The sequence below is a fragment of the Chryseobacterium sp. CBSDS_008 genome (genome assembly GCF_049959325.1).
Lineage (GTDB): Bacteria > Bacteroidota > Bacteroidia > Flavobacteriales > Weeksellaceae > Chryseobacterium.
In genome coordinates this window covers 1-17,470 of sequence record NZ_CP188202.1, presented here as the reverse complement: position 1 = coordinate 17,470, position 17,470 = coordinate 1, and the positions used below count along the sequence as shown (strand labels likewise).

Annotated in this window: 15 protein-coding genes; 4 read left to right on the top strand and 11 right to left on the bottom strand. The window is 37.6% G+C overall.

What is annotated here, in order from left to right:
• Positions 1-65 precede the first annotated feature (65 nt).
• A complete protein-coding gene (gene metG / locus ACP3T3_RS00075) occupies positions 66-2,105 on the top strand; it encodes a methionine--tRNA ligase (RefSeq protein WP_426477920.1) in 2,040 nt (679 codons plus the stop codon).
• A 63-nt stretch (positions 2,106-2,168) separates the two neighbouring features.
• Positions 2,169-2,831, top strand: coding sequence for a hypothetical protein (locus ACP3T3_RS00070; RefSeq protein WP_426477919.1), 663 nt, complete (start codon positions 2,169-2,171; stop codon positions 2,829-2,831).
• Here the strand turns inward: ACP3T3_RS00070 and ACP3T3_RS00065 are convergent.
• From ACP3T3_RS00065 to ACP3T3_RS00040, 6 genes are all read right to left on the bottom strand, one after another.
• Positions 2,804-3,508: a class I SAM-dependent methyltransferase gene (locus tag ACP3T3_RS00065; protein WP_426477918.1), complete on the bottom strand. Its 705-nt coding sequence runs from the start codon at positions 3,506-3,508 to the stop codon at positions 2,804-2,806. The genes ACP3T3_RS00070 and ACP3T3_RS00065 overlap by 28 nt on opposite strands.
• A 611-nt stretch (positions 3,509-4,119) precedes the next feature.
• Entirely contained in the window at positions 4,120-6,330 is a 2,211-nt protein-coding gene (locus tag ACP3T3_RS00060; protein WP_426477917.1) for a TonB-dependent receptor, read from the bottom strand.
• A gap of 299 nt (positions 6,331-6,629) precedes the next feature.
• Positions 6,630-8,222 carry an MFS transporter gene (locus tag ACP3T3_RS00055; RefSeq protein WP_426477916.1) on the bottom strand — a complete coding sequence of 531 codons (1,593 nt, stop codon included), beginning with the start codon at positions 8,220-8,222 and terminating at the stop codon, positions 6,630-6,632.
• Between the two features lie 98 nt (positions 8,223-8,320).
• Complete coding sequence (locus ACP3T3_RS00050; RefSeq protein ID WP_426477915.1) at positions 8,321-9,442, bottom strand: HlyD family secretion protein; 1,122 nt, start codon at positions 9,440-9,442, stop codon at positions 8,321-8,323.
• Between the two features lie 24 nt (positions 9,443-9,466).
• Positions 9,467-10,777, bottom strand: coding sequence for a TolC family protein (locus ACP3T3_RS00045; RefSeq protein WP_426477914.1), 1,311 nt, complete (start codon positions 10,775-10,777; stop codon positions 9,467-9,469).
• A gap of 89 nt (positions 10,778-10,866) precedes the next feature.
• Entirely contained in the window at positions 10,867-11,712 is an 846-nt protein-coding gene (locus tag ACP3T3_RS00040) for a helix-turn-helix domain-containing protein (RefSeq protein WP_426477913.1), read from the bottom strand.
• A 74-nt stretch (positions 11,713-11,786) separates the two neighbouring features.
• On the opposite strand from ACP3T3_RS00040, the gene ACP3T3_RS00035 reads away from it, so the two are divergent.
• The gene (locus ACP3T3_RS00035) at positions 11,787-12,260 is read left to right on the top strand and encodes a DUF962 domain-containing protein (protein ID WP_426477912.1); all 474 of its coding nucleotides are present in this window, start codon (positions 11,787-11,789) and stop codon (positions 12,258-12,260) included.
• On the opposite strand, the gene ACP3T3_RS00030 is transcribed toward ACP3T3_RS00035, so the two are convergent.
• Positions 12,257-13,324, bottom strand: coding sequence for a DUF2891 domain-containing protein (locus ACP3T3_RS00030; RefSeq protein WP_426477911.1), 1,068 nt, complete (start codon positions 13,322-13,324; stop codon positions 12,257-12,259). The genes ACP3T3_RS00035 and ACP3T3_RS00030 overlap by 4 nt on opposite strands.
• Before the next feature lie 164 nt (positions 13,325-13,488).
• Between ACP3T3_RS00030 and ACP3T3_RS00025 the strand changes: the two genes are divergently transcribed.
• Complete coding sequence (locus tag ACP3T3_RS00025) at positions 13,489-14,106, top strand: DUF4349 domain-containing protein (RefSeq protein WP_426477910.1); 618 nt, start codon at positions 13,489-13,491, stop codon at positions 14,104-14,106.
• A 114-nt stretch (positions 14,107-14,220) separates the two neighbouring features.
• Here ACP3T3_RS00025 and ACP3T3_RS00020 read toward each other — a convergent pair whose 3' ends face one another.
• From ACP3T3_RS00020 to dnaA, 4 genes are all read right to left on the bottom strand, one after another.
• Positions 14,221-14,598 carry a hypothetical protein gene (locus ACP3T3_RS00020; RefSeq protein WP_426477909.1) on the bottom strand — a complete coding sequence of 126 codons (378 nt, stop codon included), beginning with the start codon at positions 14,596-14,598 and terminating at the stop codon, positions 14,221-14,223.
• 85 nt (positions 14,599-14,683) lie between these two features.
• Positions 14,684-15,382 carry an SAM-dependent methyltransferase gene (locus ACP3T3_RS00015; RefSeq protein WP_426477908.1) on the bottom strand — a complete coding sequence of 233 codons (699 nt, stop codon included), beginning with the start codon at positions 15,380-15,382 and terminating at the stop codon, positions 14,684-14,686.
• Between the two features lie 82 nt (positions 15,383-15,464).
• Positions 15,465-15,914 carry a low molecular weight protein-tyrosine-phosphatase gene (locus ACP3T3_RS00010; protein ID WP_426477907.1) on the bottom strand — a complete coding sequence of 150 codons (450 nt, stop codon included), beginning with the start codon at positions 15,912-15,914 and terminating at the stop codon, positions 15,465-15,467.
• A gap of 101 nt (positions 15,915-16,015) precedes the next feature.
• The gene (gene dnaA / locus ACP3T3_RS00005; protein ID WP_089695534.1) at positions 16,016-17,470 is read right to left on the bottom strand and encodes a chromosomal replication initiator protein DnaA; all 1,455 of its coding nucleotides are present in this window, start codon (positions 17,468-17,470) and stop codon (positions 16,016-16,018) included.

The following is a 17,470-nucleotide window of genomic DNA, read 5'->3' as shown; positions in this document are numbered from 1 at the left end:
ATAACACCTCCAATAGCGGTATTCTAGAGATAATCCTTATCTTTGCAGTCAAAACTTTACTATAAATGTCAAACAGAAAGATGATTACGGCAGCTTTGCCTTATGCAAACGGGCCGGTTCATATAGGGCATTTGGCAGGTGTTTATATTCCTGCGGATGTTTACGCAAGATTTCAGAGAAGATTAGGAAAAGATGTAGCGTTTATCTGTGGTTCAGATGAGCACGGGATTCCTATCACCATAAGAGCTAAAAAAGAAGGAGTAACTCCTCAGGATATCGTGGACAAATATCACGAAATCATTAAGAAATCTTTTGCTGACCTGGGAATTTCATTTGATGAATATTCCAGAACAACCTCTAAAAAACATTATGAGACCAGCCAGGATTTCTTCAAAGTTTTATATGAAAAAGGAAAATTCACGGAAGAAGTTTCTGAACAGTATTTTGATGAACAGGCAGGAGAATTTCTTGCTGACCGTTATATTGTAGGAACGTGTCCGAACTGTGGTAACGAAAATGCTTACGGAGACCAGTGTGAGAAATGTGGTTCTACCCTTTCTCCTTCTGAACTGATCAATCCGAAATCAATGCTTAGCGGAAATGTTCCTATCCTTAAAGAAACAAAAAACTGGTATCTGCCATTAAATGAATACGAAGACTTTTTAAATGAGTGGATCATTGAAGGTCATAAAGACGATTGGAAGCCTAACGTCTACGGACAGGTTAAATCATGGTTAAATGACGGTCTTAAGCCTCGTGCCATGACCAGAGACCTGAACTGGGGAGTTCCGGTTCCTCTTCCGAATGCTGAAGGAAAAGTATTATATGTTTGGTTTGATGCTCCTATCGGTTATATATCTTTCACCAAAGAATGGGCTGAGAAAAACGGAAAAGACTGGAAAGACTACTGGCAGAGTCCAGAAAGCGATCTGGTACATTTTATCGGAAAGGATAATATTGTATTCCACTGTATTATTTTCCCGGCCATGATGAAAGCGCATGGAGATTATATTATGCCTAAAAATGTTCCTGCTTTTGAATTCCTGAACCTTGAGAACGATAAGATCTCAACATCAAGAAACTGGGCAGTATGGGCTCATGAATATGTAGAAGATTTCCCTGGGCAGCAAGATGTGTTGAGATATGCTCTTCTTTCATCTGCTCCGGAGACAAAGGATAATAACTTTACTTGGAAGGATTTCCAGACTAAGAATAATTCTGAATTAGCTAATATCTTCGGTAACTTCATCAACCGTGTTGCTGTATTAATTAACAAAAACTTTGAAGGAAAAATTCCTGAAGGTGATGTAAATGCGCCTGAATTAGAAGAAATCAGCAAAAGAGCTGTTGAAATCAGAAACTTTCTTGAAAATTATGAATTCAGAAATGCATTAACCGCATTTATGAATCTTGCAAGATTTGGAAATCAATATTTGCAGAATGAAGAACCTTGGAAGACTGTTAAAAATGATATTGAGAAAACCAAAAATACACTGTTTATTGGAGCTCAAATTTCAGTAGCACTAGCAAATCTGGCTGAACCATTTTTACCATTTACTGCTCAAAAATTATACGAGATTTTTAATGTTGAACAAAAAGAATGGGCTGAAATTGAAAATTCAAAAGTATTGATTGAAGCTGGTCATTCAATAATGGCCAATGCTCCAATTTTATTCTCGCAGATTCCTGATGACGTAATCGAGGCTCAAATCCAAAAGCTGGAAGACACAAAACAAAACAATAAAAAAACAAACCTTAACGCAAACCCTATGAAAGAAGAGATCACATTTGATGACTTTACTAAAATAGATCTTAGAACAGCTACTATTTTAGAAGCTGAAAAAGTAGAAAAAGCAGATAAATTACTTAAACTTACTGTAGATACAGGAGTAGATGTAAGAACTGTTGTTTCCGGGATTGCCGAAAGTTTCACTCCTGAAGAAGTAATCGGAAAGCAGGTCATGATCCTTCTGAACCTTGCGCCAAGAAAAATCAGAGGAATTGAATCTCAGGGAATGTTATTATTAACCACAAAACCAGACGGAAAATTATCTTTCGTAACACCGGATGACAGCAATGTTGAAAACGGTATTGAGATCGGATAATTAAAATCCTTATAAAGATAACTGGCTGTTTCACTAGAAGCAGCCTTTCTTTATATACAGCTTATGGTCAGTAAAAATATTTTAAGAAAGCTTTCCAATCAGGAATTAGAAGGATATTTAAAGGAAGGTAACCGCTTTGTTCCAGAAGCTGTTCAGGCAGCTTTTGAAATTCTGGAAGAAAGAGGGCGTATTTTCAATGAGCAGGAAAAAACAGCTGTTCAAAAATTGATTCAGCGTAAACAAGAAGCTGAAGAAGCAAAATTTACAGAAGAACGTGAACTTTGGAAAGATCATATTACTGAAGATACGAATGCTGTTAAACTTTTTCCGAGAGACCTTATTTTCCTTGCTGGAGGACTTTTGGGAACTATTCCAGGAGCTTTATTGTTAGGACTGAATTTTATTAAGCTTAAAAAGTATGGAGCAGCAATTCTAACATTTATTTTCGGAATTGTCTTTTTGCCTATTCAGAATTTTTTAGTTCCTCTCATATATAAGGAAAGTACACAAGGCTTTTTTACTTATAGAAAAAGTCCGGAATTTTTCATGGCTGCTGTAGGTGCTTTAATTTTACTGGTATTATGGGTTTTGTTTACACCAAAAAAGCTACCTTATAAGGCAGCTTCTTATATCTTACCAGGTATTATTTGCCTGATAATGTTAGCAATTATCATCAATTACCCCGAATGGTTTTCTGGTTATTTCTTAGTAAGTTTCGCTAAGTAAGAATCTTCATCTTTCAAAACCCTTTCTATTTTGAAACCATTATTTGTGGCAGCATTTTTCAACGTATTAAAGTCAAGATACAGCCAGGTAATCGGTTCTTCAGATTCCCCTTTATAATGAACCACATATTCCAGTTCTCCGTAATATCCTCCGGCAGGAATATACACTCCGCCATCTTTATCACGGTCGAACATATAAAGGATATCCGTACTGTCGATCAGGATCTGCCCTTTATCATTTAATAAGGTATGCAGTTTCTGCAGGTACGTATCAATTTTAGCAAGGCTTTCAAAAACTCCTGTGCCATTCATCAATAATAAAATAGTATCAAAAGTTTCTCCTGAAAAATTAAGCATATTTTCACAAACTGCTTTTTTAATGCCTCTCAGTTTGCAGATCTCAACAGATTTTGGCGAAATATCCAATGCGGTCACCTCAAGTTTTTTTCCGTTTTGAAGGTATAAAGAATGAGAACCTGCACCCGCTCCGATATCCAGAACTTTTCCGTTGGATAGCTGCAGTGCTTTCTGCTCAATATCATTCATTTCTTCAAAATCTCTGAATAAATAATCCACCGGAAGTTCATCCAGCTCAGAAATTGACGTTTCAGTCTGCAGATCTTCAGGATTGTCATTGTGGTAATAATCCCAGATTGCTCTGCCCATTAAATCTTTCATAGTGCAAAGATACGGCTTCAGAAACTAAAGTTCAAAGTTTGAGATTCAGGTTTTTGAGTTACGGACTCTTGTTGTTTTCATTATAGCATTTGGTGTATTATTATAACGCAATAGATCGCAATTTTTTAAGGATGCGCGTACTCTTTAAGATCGCTAAGACGTTTCACTCAGCAATGAAACAGCAATATCTTAGCTAAATGAAATGCCTTCGCGAACGAAATTATTTTCAGATCGGATTAAAAAACTTTGCGGGCCCAACGTTAAAAAAAATTTTCATGATAGCATTGGTACATTATTATAACGCAATAGATCGCATCTTTTTTAAGGATGCGCGTACTCTTTAAGATCGTTAAGAGGTTTCATTCAACAATGAAACAATAATATCTTAGCTAAATGAAATGCCTTCGCGAACGAAATTATTTTCAGATCGGATTAAAAAACTTTGCGGTCTTAGCGTTAAAAGAAATTTACGTTATTCTATTGATTTCTAGATTATTGAAATTTTAGCCAAAAGTAATTTTTTTCAAGTTAAAATCCGGTTTCCAATTGATTCAGAAACCGGATTTGAAATATAAGATGTTTTCAGACCAAGGCATTTACCTCCTCTTATTTTAAAATTCAAAAGTGTAAGAAAGGTTGAATGTTCTTCCTCTTCCTTTATAATTAAACAATTCCGGAAGTCCGTAAGTAGAGTACAGAACCTGCGAACGTTTACTCCATATGGTCTGATAATCTGTATTGAATAGATTCTGGATTCCTAAATTGAATTTTCCAAAATGAAATCGGTATCCTATCATCAGATCTGAAGTATTATAGCCTTCCACCACATTATTAAGCTCGTCTTTCTGTTTGAAATTCTGCAAAGACTGGAATCTGAATGACCAGTTCTTAATATTATACCCGATATACGTCACCAATTTGGAAGGAGAAGCATTGTAAATTTCCTGCTTCTGCCATTCTCCGTCTTTGTCTACTTCAGATTTAATCAAAAGTCCGCTGGTACCGAAATACACTCCATTGCTTAAAGAATAGGAAACCTCAGCTTCAATTCCCATATTTCTTAATTTCAAATCATTCACAAGGATCTGGAAGGTCTTTTTATCTACAGCAACCGTTTTGTCGGAATTACTCAGGAATCCGGCAATCTGAGCTCTTAATCCGCCTCTGTTGACACGGTAGCCAACTTCAAACTGATTGGTTTTGATGGCTTGAAGCGGCTGTTCTTTTACATTGATACTGGATACTACATCCCAGTTTGTACCTGCCAGTTTATATTGTCCGATTCCGTAAAATTTGGCAGGATCTGCTAAGCTTGCCCCCTGTGAAAAAGTTCCCCAAACCTGGTGCTGCTCATTGAATTTGTACAACAATCCGGCATTGGCTAGGGTCACATTATAAGAACTTTCACCTCCCGGGATTGCCGATGCTGAACTCCCATAGCCCATAGCAACCTGAGTTTGCTGTTCTGAACCTACAAAATCATCCATTTTTACATTGATATGCTGGTAGCGGATCCCTGCATTCAATTGCAGTTTTGGAAGAATATTGTATTTTGCCTGAACATATCCTGCATAGCTTTGCGAATGATTGGTAGGATATCTGCCAAGACTGTATTTTGTTTCATTGACTAAACCTCCGCTTGACATTGTCTTTGCAATATCGTAAACAGATTGTGCCCCCTCAAATTTTTCAAAATCGAAGTCTGCTCCGTAAGTAACATTTAAGCCTCTCCATGATTTTGACAATAAAGCTTTAATCCCGGAATAATAAGTATCCTGCTGAGAAGAAGACATATAAGGTATTTTTCCCGTCTGTAAAGTAACATTTCCCGGGAATGGATAGAATCCTAATTTTTCACCACGGGTAGCCAATTGTACATACAAATCCTGTCCGCCTAAAATTCCGTTTCCGTTATACGCTGCGGTTGCCATATAACGTTCTGTTCCTACATTTTTATCGGATGAAAATCCATCTCTCATTTCGAGTAATGAAGCATTTTTTGTTGTAAATGCACTCAGATTTTCACCTAAAAATAAGCTTCTGTCTCCATTAAATTTAGAATTGTAATACTGAACAGATGCTGTTATTTTATGCTTATTGTTAAACTGATATCCTCCGGTAGCTAGGATATCAATAGACTGGTTATACTGAAGGTCCGTCTGGGTAATATCTGTAAAAAGCTGTTTCTGATCTGCCCCATACACGCCGCCATTCTGTTGATAGGCTATTCCCAGTCTTCCGAAGAACTTATCTCCCTTAGCGGCAATAGACTGAGCAGCACGGAAATCATGGTCATCTTTCCCCATAAACCCTGTCCGCACACCCAATTCAGTTTCACCGCTGATTCCTTTTTTGGAAGGTGTCTTTGTAATAATATTGATAATTCCGCCTGTAGCGTTGCCTCCATAAATTGAGCTTGCTCCTGAAAGCACTTCTATTCTTTCAATATTAAAAGGATCTATCGCATCCAGCTGACGGCTTATGGCACGGATACTGTTCAGAGAAACTCCGTCAATCATCACAAGGGCAGAGCGTCCTCTCATATTCTGTCCGTAATTGGTTCTTCCCTGGGGACCGATATCCATGGACGGAATCAGAATCGACAGCATTTCTTTAATAGGAACCCCGCTTTTGGCCTGTTCCTGAATTTTTTCTTTCTGTACTACCCAAACTGTTCCGGGAACTTCAGAGATTTTTGTAGGTTTTCTGGAGGCAACAATTACCACATCTTCAATACCTTTAGAGGCAACAGAGTCTTTAACTGTCTGGGAAAACAGGAATCCCGAAGCTAAAAGACCTATGAATGCATACTGCTTTTTCATTCTTTCTACTCAACGTTTTATAATCTGCAAAGATAAATTTTATTTAGAAAGAATAAAAATAACAAAATATGAGATTTCCCCTTTTTTATAAAAGAATGGAAGCTGGAAGCAGGAGTTGGAAGTTATTTATCATGTGTAATCAATATAAATATTTTTGAGATAAAGGTTTTAAATAAAACTATTGGCTACAACAGTCTTTCATTACTTCCCTCTTCCAGCATGCAGCTTCCCCCGTTAAAAAGCGTAAAATCCCAGCCCAACGAAGGACCAGGATTTTACTAGTAAAAACAAGGTATCTTTTATACTGCAGGTCCTGCAGCATCTTTTATTTCTTCAAGTAATTTTTTTCTTTCGCGAAGTCTTTTTCTTGCAATGACGGATTTACCGCCAAGGACTCTTACAAATCTGAAATATTGAAAACGTTTTGCTCCGAAGTGATGGGTTGCAACATAAATCAGCACTCCAAATCCGGCTAAAATAATATATCCGAATATCTTTTTGGTGGCTATAATAATGGCATTAAGCTGAATGGCCTTTATATTGGCAGCAACATTCTGAGGGGTTACGGTCATTCCATCCATATAAACGGCAAGATCACCAATTGCTGTCACCTGAAAACGGTACTGGAACCACGAGTACAGCGTTGAAAAAATTCCTACGGCAAGGAAGGTTCTCCAAACCAGTACAAGCCCGATGGCAGCAAGCATTTCATCCATTTCAAGCTTATCCAGCGTATAAAACCATACGGAGATAAATAGTGAACACATTCCGTATCCTTTTAAAAACATAGGCAGATACCAGCTGTCATAGCTGAATTCCAATACCATAGAAAAATACATGATAATGGCATATGCAACCATTGCAGAGAAACCGGAAAAAATATACATTTTCAAAGGTTTTTCTTTTTTGAACCAGAAAATTGCAACGATCCCGGCCAGGATGATTCCGGGAATCATCAGCAGGCTCAGTCTGGTATTGGTCAGCTGATCATAACCCAATACCCCCACTGCAAAAGTATTCTGAATAGAAGCTGTTCCTAAAAACATTCCCAGCCAAAACAGCATAAACAAACCGTGCTGTACATTATTTTTGGTGAAAATTTTGAATGAAAGGTACGGCCGTTTCAAGGTTAACTGGCGGATAGAAAGCAGGGCAAAACTCACAAAAGCAGCAATACTTGCATAGATGATATTTTTTGAATTGAACCAATCCTGCTGTCTTCCAAATGAATATACATACGCTGAAAACATAAATGTTGAGATGAAAAGCAAAATACTTAACCAATCAATATAATGCAGCGGAACTTTCAATGCAAAATACTTATTATGCATAAAAATCCAGTGTATAAGCGCTAACGTAAAGCATAGAACTGCTGTAAACAGGTAAAACTGCTGCCAGTTGTAAAGAAGAGCAAACTCTGCTGCATAATAGGTAGCCACCTGATTCATCACAAGAACGAATGTATAGAACGCTCCGTAAAACATACCCCGGTTTCCTATCATAGCCATCAGTGGCAGGAAAAGTTCAATGGTAACCATCATTTTCATAAAGCCAATCAGCAAAGAGGTAAATATGAAAATCATTGGCTGTAAAGTTGTCCCGTTCACATAGCTGAGCAATCCTAAAAGCACAAGAAGTAAAACCATCTTATCCCTTACTTTGAATCTCATTTTAATCCTGAGGACAACAGGCATACAGGCTCCCATACCAATGGTAGTTGCGTAATTGGCCCACATAAAATATTCTGTCATGGCACCGGTACCGCTTACCAGCGAACTGATATTTCCGGTATACACGCCACCGATAGGCATTACTACCGTAAGCAGTAATATGATCAGCAGCAGCTGTACGGGTTTTGGTACCCAATTGCTATATAATCCTTTGTTGTACATGATTTTTAGGTAATAGATTTCAGATATCAGATGGCAGACTTTCAACATTCAGCCTTAGCTCCACAAGCATAATATCTGGAATCTGATATCTTACATCTTTAGTCTTTATTAATATTCACATTCATATTCATTCCGGCACTTAGTTTATCCAGATCTTCTTTTTTGTTGGAAGCTGTAAACTCTATTCTTACAGGGATTCTCTGCTGTACTTTAATGAAGTTTCCGGTAGAATTATCTGTCGGCACACTTGAGTATCTTGATCCTGTAGCTGCTGAAACGGCTGTTACTACTCCTTCGAATTTTTTTCCTCCCAAAGCATCTGCCGTCATGGAAATTTTCTCTCCTACTTTGATATTTGGCATCTGGCTTTCCAGGAAGTTGGCTGTTACCCATTTCTGACCATTCAGAACAATGGTTGCTACCTGCTGTCCCGGCTGGATCAACTGGCCTTCTGAGATCGTTCTTCTTCCCATTACCCCATCATAAGGCGCTGTAATAACCGTATATGAAAGATTGATTCTCGCCATATCCAGTGCGGATTTTGTTCTTTTAATTTCAGCATCATTAATTCCCAGTTTGCTTCTTACTTCTGTGGTGGAAAGATTTGCAGATTGTTTCTGATTCACTAGGGTTTCATAAGCGGCCTTTTGTGCATCATACTCTGTCTTTACCTGATCGTATTGCTGTCTTGTCACCGCTTCGGCTGCCAAAAGGTTTTTATACCGGTTTAAATTCTGCTCGGCATTCCATAATCTGGCTTTTGCTCCCGCAATATTGGACTGCATTACATTGATATTGTTGGAAACTGTATTCACAGAAGAACTTGTTGCTGTCTTTTGTGCCATGGCATTCTGATAAGCGGCTTCTGCCTGTCCCAGCTGGGTAAGAATTTCACGGTCATCAAGGATTACCAGGGTATCTCCTTTTTTTACGCGCTGATGTTCAATAAACTTAATTTCTTTGATGTATGCAGAAACCCTTGTATTGATGGGGTTGATAAATTCTTCTACCTGTGCGGCCTCTGTATAGGTTTTGCTTCCGATGTGGAAATATTCACGTATCAACCAGAATAATCCGAAACCGATCACCAGAAAAACGATGATATTGGAAATGATCGCTCTGATCTTATTGGTTCTGTTTTTCTTTTTCTTATTTTCTGCAGCAGATGGTGCTGCCTGACTTGTAGTTGTATGTTGAGTAGTTTGTCCCTTGTTTTCCATTGTGTTGATTTTCAGTTGTAAAAATTAAAGTGTTCCGGTAGATTTCAAAAGGTTGTAATACTGATACAAAACATTGATCTCAGCATTAGCATAATCAAGCTCCGACTGGAGTTTCTGGTTCTGAGCATCAATCATTTCTGCCTGCACCGCCAGTTGATTCAGATATTTGGCTTCCGTAATCTTGTAGTTTTCTTCTGCCAGTCTTTTGGCATCATTCAGAATATCGGCCTGCTGAATCGCTTCCTGATATTTTGTGTAAGCTGCATTGACTCCCATATCCACATTCTGCTGTACCAGAGTCATTGCACCATTTGCCTGGTTCTTCTGCAGCTCCCCTAATTTTACTTTTTCCTTCGTCTTATACAGGGTATCTATATTGTAACTTAAAGAAACCCCGGTCTGCCAGCCACCTGAATACATATCCAAAACAGGGTTTCTCGTAGTAATTGGTCTCTGAAGCGTATATCCGCCAAATCCGGCTACCGTAGGTGCATTATCCGTTTTGATGATCTCAATATTCTTATCTGCTACTGCAATATTTTTTTGTGCAGATTTCAGCAGAGGATTGCTTTCATGGGCAAGATCCGTATAATACTCCATGCCTATTCCGGATTCTTTATTCTCCAAACTTTCTGTAGGAACAATCTCTGTGTCAGAAGCCAGCCCTAAAGCAATATTCAAATTATAAGTAAGGATTTTTTTATTATTTGAAAGGGTTAAAATTCCCTGATCCAGATTTTTGATCGCTAATTCTGCACGAATCACTTCATTTCTTGTTACCATTCCCTGCTGGTAGAATTTCTGAATGTTTTTAAGACGTTCCTGAGCCAGCTTTTTGTTATTCTGAAATACCTCTTCCTGGTTGATGATTTTATAAACATCCAGATAATTGGAAATCACTAAAAATTTTACATCCTGCTTATTTTTCTCCAGATCCAGTTCGGAAAGCTGTTCGCGAAGCCCTGCCATTTCAATAGACTTATTCACCAGTCCTCCTTTGAAGATCAGCTGTGTGGCCTGTACCGCATATGAACTTCCGTAATGCGGCATCGGAACATTTGTAGAATTTGAAAAATCTTTGTCAATCGCTACCGCATTCCCTAAATAGAACTGGCTTGTGGAAGCCGTGATTGTAGGAAGCTTCTGAAGCTTAACCACATTCGTATTCTGTTTTGCAATATCGATGTTCTGGGCGGAAACCTTGAGCTGCTGATGGTTCTGAACAGCAAGTTCCGCTACCTCAGCTGCGGTCATCTGTTTGATCTGTTGTGAAAAAAACAGCGCAGGAAAAGCTGCTATCACCACTGATAGTGCTGTTTTTATTTTCTTTGTCATTTTACCTTGTTTTACACATGCAAAGTTAGGTCAACAACAAAATCAATCAAATGTTTGATTTTTGGAAAAAGATGTTCAAATGTAAGATTTTAACTTTCGAACTGATGTCTGTACTGTGTAGGGCTTACTTCCAGATGTTTCTTAAAAAAGTGAGAAAATGAGTATTGATCGCTGAATCCGAGAATTGATGAAACTTCCGAAACCGGTTTATTGGAGGAGTTTAAGAGTACTTTAGCTTCATTGATGACAATTAAAGCAATAATCTGACTGGCAGACTTGCCGGTAATCGTCTTCACGACTGAAGAAAGATGTCTGGTTGTAATTGATTGTCTTTCGGCATAGAATTCAACGGTTCGCTCAGTAAGGTGGTGTTCTGCAAGATCGGTAAGAAAGACAAATACGATTTCTTCCTGCCTGGACATCTGGTTCATAGAACTGTTATCTTCTTTTGAGATAATTCCGGCCATCTGGTAGCAGAAAACGGAGAAAAGATGCTCCACCATTTCTTTCTTATAAAGCATTTCGGTATCAGAATCCAGAATATATTTCAGAAAATTAACACTTTTCCAGACTACTTCCATTTCATCTTCCGGGAAGGGTACTCCTTTGTTCATCTGCTGTCTGAAATAACGATAGGTAATCAAACGGTTAAACTTCAATGATAGCGCTGAAATAAATTCTCTTTTATAAGAAACCATCCGGGACTGAAAGTCATCAGTCACTCCCACCACTTCATAAATGGTTTGCGGATCGGTCACCATAAACATATTGGCCGAAACTTCCAGATCACTGAAATGCTGGCGAAGTTTTATGGTTCCGGATTTAATAAAAATAAAAGCAGGATTATCGGGACGAAAAGGCTTGCCAACAGCTATTCGCTCGAAAATATTATGTTCCGTAAAGATATCAACTCCGAATTTTTCCAAGGCAGACATAAGACAAATGTAAGCAATCTTACCAGTGATTACAAAATTTTATTATTTTAGCATCAATCCAATTTTCTGTTAATATGAGAAAGGTTGATCTATTATTTGCCGAATACAGTAAAAGCCATAGAAATGCCACAAACAAGTTCATTCACTGGATTTGTGTGCCATTGATTTTCTGGACCATTCTGGGTTTTGCCTCTATGATTCCCGCTCCCCATTTGTGTGCTTCCTATTTGGGATGCATCAGTATTGTAAGCGTTGTAGTGATTATTCTGATCACTTTATTTTATATAAGGCTTTCTTTCGTAATCACGATGATAATGCTTTTTATAATGCTTCTTATGGAGCATTTGATTTATCTTACCAATATCAGTTTGGGAAAGCAATCCTGGGTTGTTTACCTTTCTGTATTTGTTATTACCTGGATTTTCCAGTTTTTAGGTCATAAAATTGAAGGAAAAAAGCCTACTTTCCTTAAAGATCTGCAGTTTCTTCTCATTGGACCCATCTGGCTTTTAGGCTTTATTCTGAAAAAAGCAGGAATCAGATATTAATCTTCCAAAGCATATACAGCAAAACTTGCCAGCCAGTGGTCCCCTCCATAGTTTCCCTGGAAAAGCAGAGGCAGCCCGTTAGCCAGAAATACATCTGCCTTTTTTTTGAACTCTTTTTTCAGTGGATGGTTGGCAGGAAGTGCATTTGAAATTCCTTTCATACACCATGCTTTGGAAAAAGACAATCCTACCAGGTGGACTGTCTGATAATCGCTCAGATCACTTACTACAGGAATTTTTTCGATATTCTCAAGACTTCTTTTTTCGTAGAAAGCATTCAGCCACCCGATAAATTCTTTTTGCGGCAGAACCCTGCGCATCAGATCTGCAATTTCCAGACTTGGCGAAAAGAAATCTGATCCGTCCGGTTCCAGATAGGCCGGTGTTTTCTGATCTTTTAAGAAAAAGTATCTGGCCTTTTCTATCAGCTGGTTTTCAAACTCTTTGTTCTTACTGGCTCTTGCCCAGTCTATAGCAAAAGCCATTGCAAAAGCTGTATTGGGATGAACTCCGGTTCTGTTTGGATAAGTTTGTTTGGGAAGATAAGTTTTCCAGGACTTCAGAATCTGATCGGTTAGCGGTTTCAGATTCTGGTGCCATATTTTAGCTTTGGGATGATCCCAGCTGATAAGTTCTTCATCCAGCTTTAATATCCAAGCCCAGCCATAGGTTCTCTCGAAAGTTCCTGTCAGCTGATATTTTGTAAAATAATCTGCTTCTGCCTGCAGTTTTTCTTTTTGAAATGATTCGCCCAGAATTTTTTCAATTTCTTTGGCATTGGAAAGATCAGGTTTTGTTTTCAAAAGCCTTGTCAGCATCCAATGCCCGTGAACAGAGCTATGCCAGTCGAAGCATCCATAGAAACTGGGGTGAAGATCTTTGGGAGTCAAAGGAACTTCACCTGCATTATTAATAATATGGGCCGTTTTATTAGGATATTCCTGGTTAATACAGTGAAGAGGTTTGTCGGATAATTTCATGGCCATTTCGTCTGTAAGTTTCGGAGCTTCCTGGGCACACATCAGAAACGGTAAAAACATGAATGCTAAGAGATTTTTTTTCATGAATTAAAAATAGAAATAATTTACCAGTCTCAGCAATTTTCAGATCGGTTTTAGAGCTATTTATTGATTTGTATTAACATTCTTTCGTTTTAAATTTTCATTCATTTACAAATGATCATTTTTAAGCACACTTTTAGATCCTATCCAAGAAAAGCTACATACCCATGAAAAATTATATTATTCTGTTATCAGGTCTTATTCTGATCAATTGCAGCAAATCAGGTTCTGACAAATATGAAGTGAAAGCAGATCTGATGGAAGTCATTCCTGAAAATAAAGCACCTTCTGCGGAAGCTGTATCTCCACCACCTCATGTTTCCGAAAAGCTAGTTTCTGATGAAAACAAAGATGTTTACACTCCAAAGAAAACAGATACAATCTCCAAGAAAATCATCAAAAACGGAGATATGAAAATTCAGGTGGGTGATAGTAAGAAAGCACAAAATCAGGTTAATGAGATTATTAAGAAAAACAACGCCTATATCCAGAAAGAAGAGTTTCAAAATACAGATATGGATGATAATCTTATCCTTATTATCCGTGTGCCTCATAAAAACTTTGATTCATTGATCAGCTCATTCTCAAACGGAGTAGGAACTGTTTTATCTAAAAATATTTCTTCCAACGATGTGACCGAGGAATATACTGACGTAGCCATTAAGCTGGCCAACAAAAGAATATATCTTAAAAAGTATCGCGATATGCTTAAAAGTGCTGCTACAACAAAGGAATGCTGGAAATTCAGGAAAAAATACGGGATCTTGAAGATGAAATTGATGTAGCAGAGGGCAGACTTCGTTTTATTGATGACCGGGTGAATTACAGCACTTTAAGTTTAATTCAGTACAAATCCGGGCATCTTTCGATACCCGGATTTATACTGCATAATCAACAATTTAATTATTAAAATGGTCTTTTACTGTTTCCAGCACTTTCTCATCTGTCATTTTCTGTGAGGTTCCCAATGTAATTTTCAAATCTCTGAACTGAGCCGTATCATGAAGGAAGTGCTTAAGTTCCTCCTGTGTTACACCCGGTCCTGTAATATACACTTCCTGGGAATTGACCAGCAGATGTTCGATTTCTTTAAAAAACTTGTTTCTGTTAGTAATTTCAGCATTATTTCCTGCATTTTCACTGGAATTACCATGCTGAATCTCCGCTTTTACAGGCTTACAAAGGATAAATTCAGAAATATTCTGTCCATCATGATTTTTGGCTATAATGGCTTTCTCTGTGTCAATCCAGATTCCTGCTAATTTTTTATCAGACATAATCATATAATTTTTAAGTGATGTCTGATAAAAAAATCAAGAATAATGCAATAGTCATGTTAACGGCTGTTAAAAGTTTTTACTTTTATCTTCCCAAAACAAATACTGCAGGAATTTTATGAAGTTCCGGCTTTAGTTTTTGCCATTCTTTTATTGATTTTGTTTTGATGAACTCGTGTTCCGGATCATTGATATTGGCGGCAATACATAGTTTGGTATTGGGTGAGAGAAACTTACACAAATCTTCAAAAAGCTGATTATTTCTGTAAGGTGTTTCCATAAAAATCTGCGAATATCCGGTTTTCTGAACAAGGTTTTCAAGATTCTTGATCTGTTTCTTTTTCTCTCCTTTATCAATAGGAAGATAACCATGGAAAGTAAATTCCTGTCCATTGAATCCGCTGGAAATCAAAGCCAGAATAATGGAAGACGGGCCTGAAACCGGGATCACTCTGATATTTTTCTCATGACACCATTTTACGATCAGGTTTCCGGGATCAGCAATACAAGGCAGTCCGGCTTCTGATAACAGTCCGAAGTCCTGTCCTTTGAGCATCAGCTCCTGAGCCTCTTTGATATCTGCACTTTCCGTATATTTATCTAACAGAAACAATTTAAGATCGGCCTGCTTTTTTTCCGGAGCAAAAAATTTAACGACCTTTCTTGCTGTTTTCTCATTTTCTACAAAGAAATAATCCGTTTGCATAATATAATCCTTCAAAACGGGTGAAAAATGATCGATAGAAGTATTTTCTGATAAGTAAGCAGGGAGTAAAAAAAGCATTGTATTATTTTTTAGTTCTTTCGTTTAATGAGGGTGGTGGAAATATTTTGTCAGATCTATAGAAACAGTTTTTTCATGATTCCTATTTTATTATTTGATTTTTAATCGCATCACATCCTTTATCCAGAAGCTGGAAGACATTCTCAAAGTCCTCCATATCTCCCCAATAAGGGTCCGGAACTTCTGCATTTTTATGATCTCCAAATACTTCTAAAAACAATGATACTTTCTGACGTTCTTCTTCATTTTTAGCTTTAGAAACAACATCTTCAAATACGTCAATATCCATGCAGTAGATTTTATCAAAGGTTTCAAAATCTTTTCTGGTAACAGGTCTTGACCTTTGTTTTGAGATATCTATATTATGGTTGGCAGCCGTTTTAACAGCTCTTCTGTCGGGATGCTCTCCTTCGTGCAACGAAATGGTTCCTGCTGAATCTATTACAAAACTTTCCGGCACCTTGGTTTTCATAATTCCTTCTGCCAGAGGACTTCTGCATATATTGCCCAGGCAAACCATTAATATTTTCATAGGGTGATTATTTACAAAGCGTCTTTTATCATGACAAAACTAAATAAAAAATGAAGAATAAACTATCCTTCATTTTAAATTATTTTCAGCTCAACACTATTTTATTGTTTGATTCTTTCTGTAAGGTCTTTTACGTATTTTTTGATTTCTTTATCAATTTTTGATACGTCTTTGATGGTATCACAGGCATACATTACTGTCGAGTGATCTTTTCCTCCCATTTCCTCACCAATTTTTGTAAATGTAGAATTGGTGAATTCTTTTGAGAAATACATTGCAAGCTGCCTTGGCAATGCGATTTCTCGTTTTCTTGTTTTTGAAAGCAGCTGCTCTTTTTTAATTCCAAAATAATCACAAACAACTTCCTGAATGTAAGGAATATTGATTACTTTTTTCTGGTTGGCAGCAATTCTGTTGATGGTTTCCTTTAATAATTCAAGACTCAGGTCTCTCTTATATACTGTAGAGTAAGCGATCACTGAGTTGATAACTCCGATAAGCTCTCTTACATTGGTCTTAGTTTCAACAGCAAGGAAGTCAAGCATATCTCCCGGAAGAACGATTCCGTCTCTGCTTAATTTATCTTCAATGATCTGTCTTCTTGTAGATAGATCCGGAGATTTGATTTCTGCAGAAAGTCCCCATTTGAAACGGGAAACAATTCTGTCCTGAATATCCATAATATCTGCCGGCGCCTTATCTGAAGTAAGGATAATCTGTTTTCCATTCTGATGCAGGTGATCAAAAATATGGAAGAAACTGTCCTGGGTAGCCGATTTTCCTGATAAGAACTGGATATCATCAATGATCAGTACATCCACCATCTGATAAAAGTTAGCAAATTCTGTCTGCTTATGTGCTTTGGCAGCAGAGATAAACTGCTGGATAAACTTTTCAGAAGACAGATAAAGCACTACTTTATCCGGGAACTGGTTTTTTACTTCAAGACCAACAGCCTGTCCTAAGTGGGTTTTACCAACCCCATAACCTCCATATAAGAATAACGGGTTGAAAGCTGTTGCTCCGGGTCTTTTTGCAATGGATCTGGCTACAGTCGCTGCAAATTTATTGCTTTCTCCTTCCACATAACTATCAAATGAGTAGTCAGGTTTCAGGTTTGAATCTATATTTACTTTTCTTATTCCAGGTACTACAAAAGGATTTACAATATTAGCAGAGAATCCCTGCGGCATCGTTTCCTGTGTTTTGGGAGTAGGTACACTTTGTCCCTTAATATTCATGGTAACCGGCTTTTCTTCGCCTTTCGGTCTGTTTTCCATCACGGAATACCATAATTTCACTCCTTTTCCAATATTTTTCTTCAGGGCGGCAGAAAGTAAGGATAAGTAATTGTCCTCAATATATTCCTTGTAAAAATCGCTCGGTACGATAAGTGTAAGGTTGTTTGCTACTAATGAAAGCGGCTGAACCTTATCAAATAACATATCGAAAGATTTTTCAAGTTTTTTAAGGTCAGAATTGTCTTCAGCTGCGTTCAGGTTATCACGCATAAACTGAAGGCATTTCTGCCATATCATCATTAAATTGTCATCCAT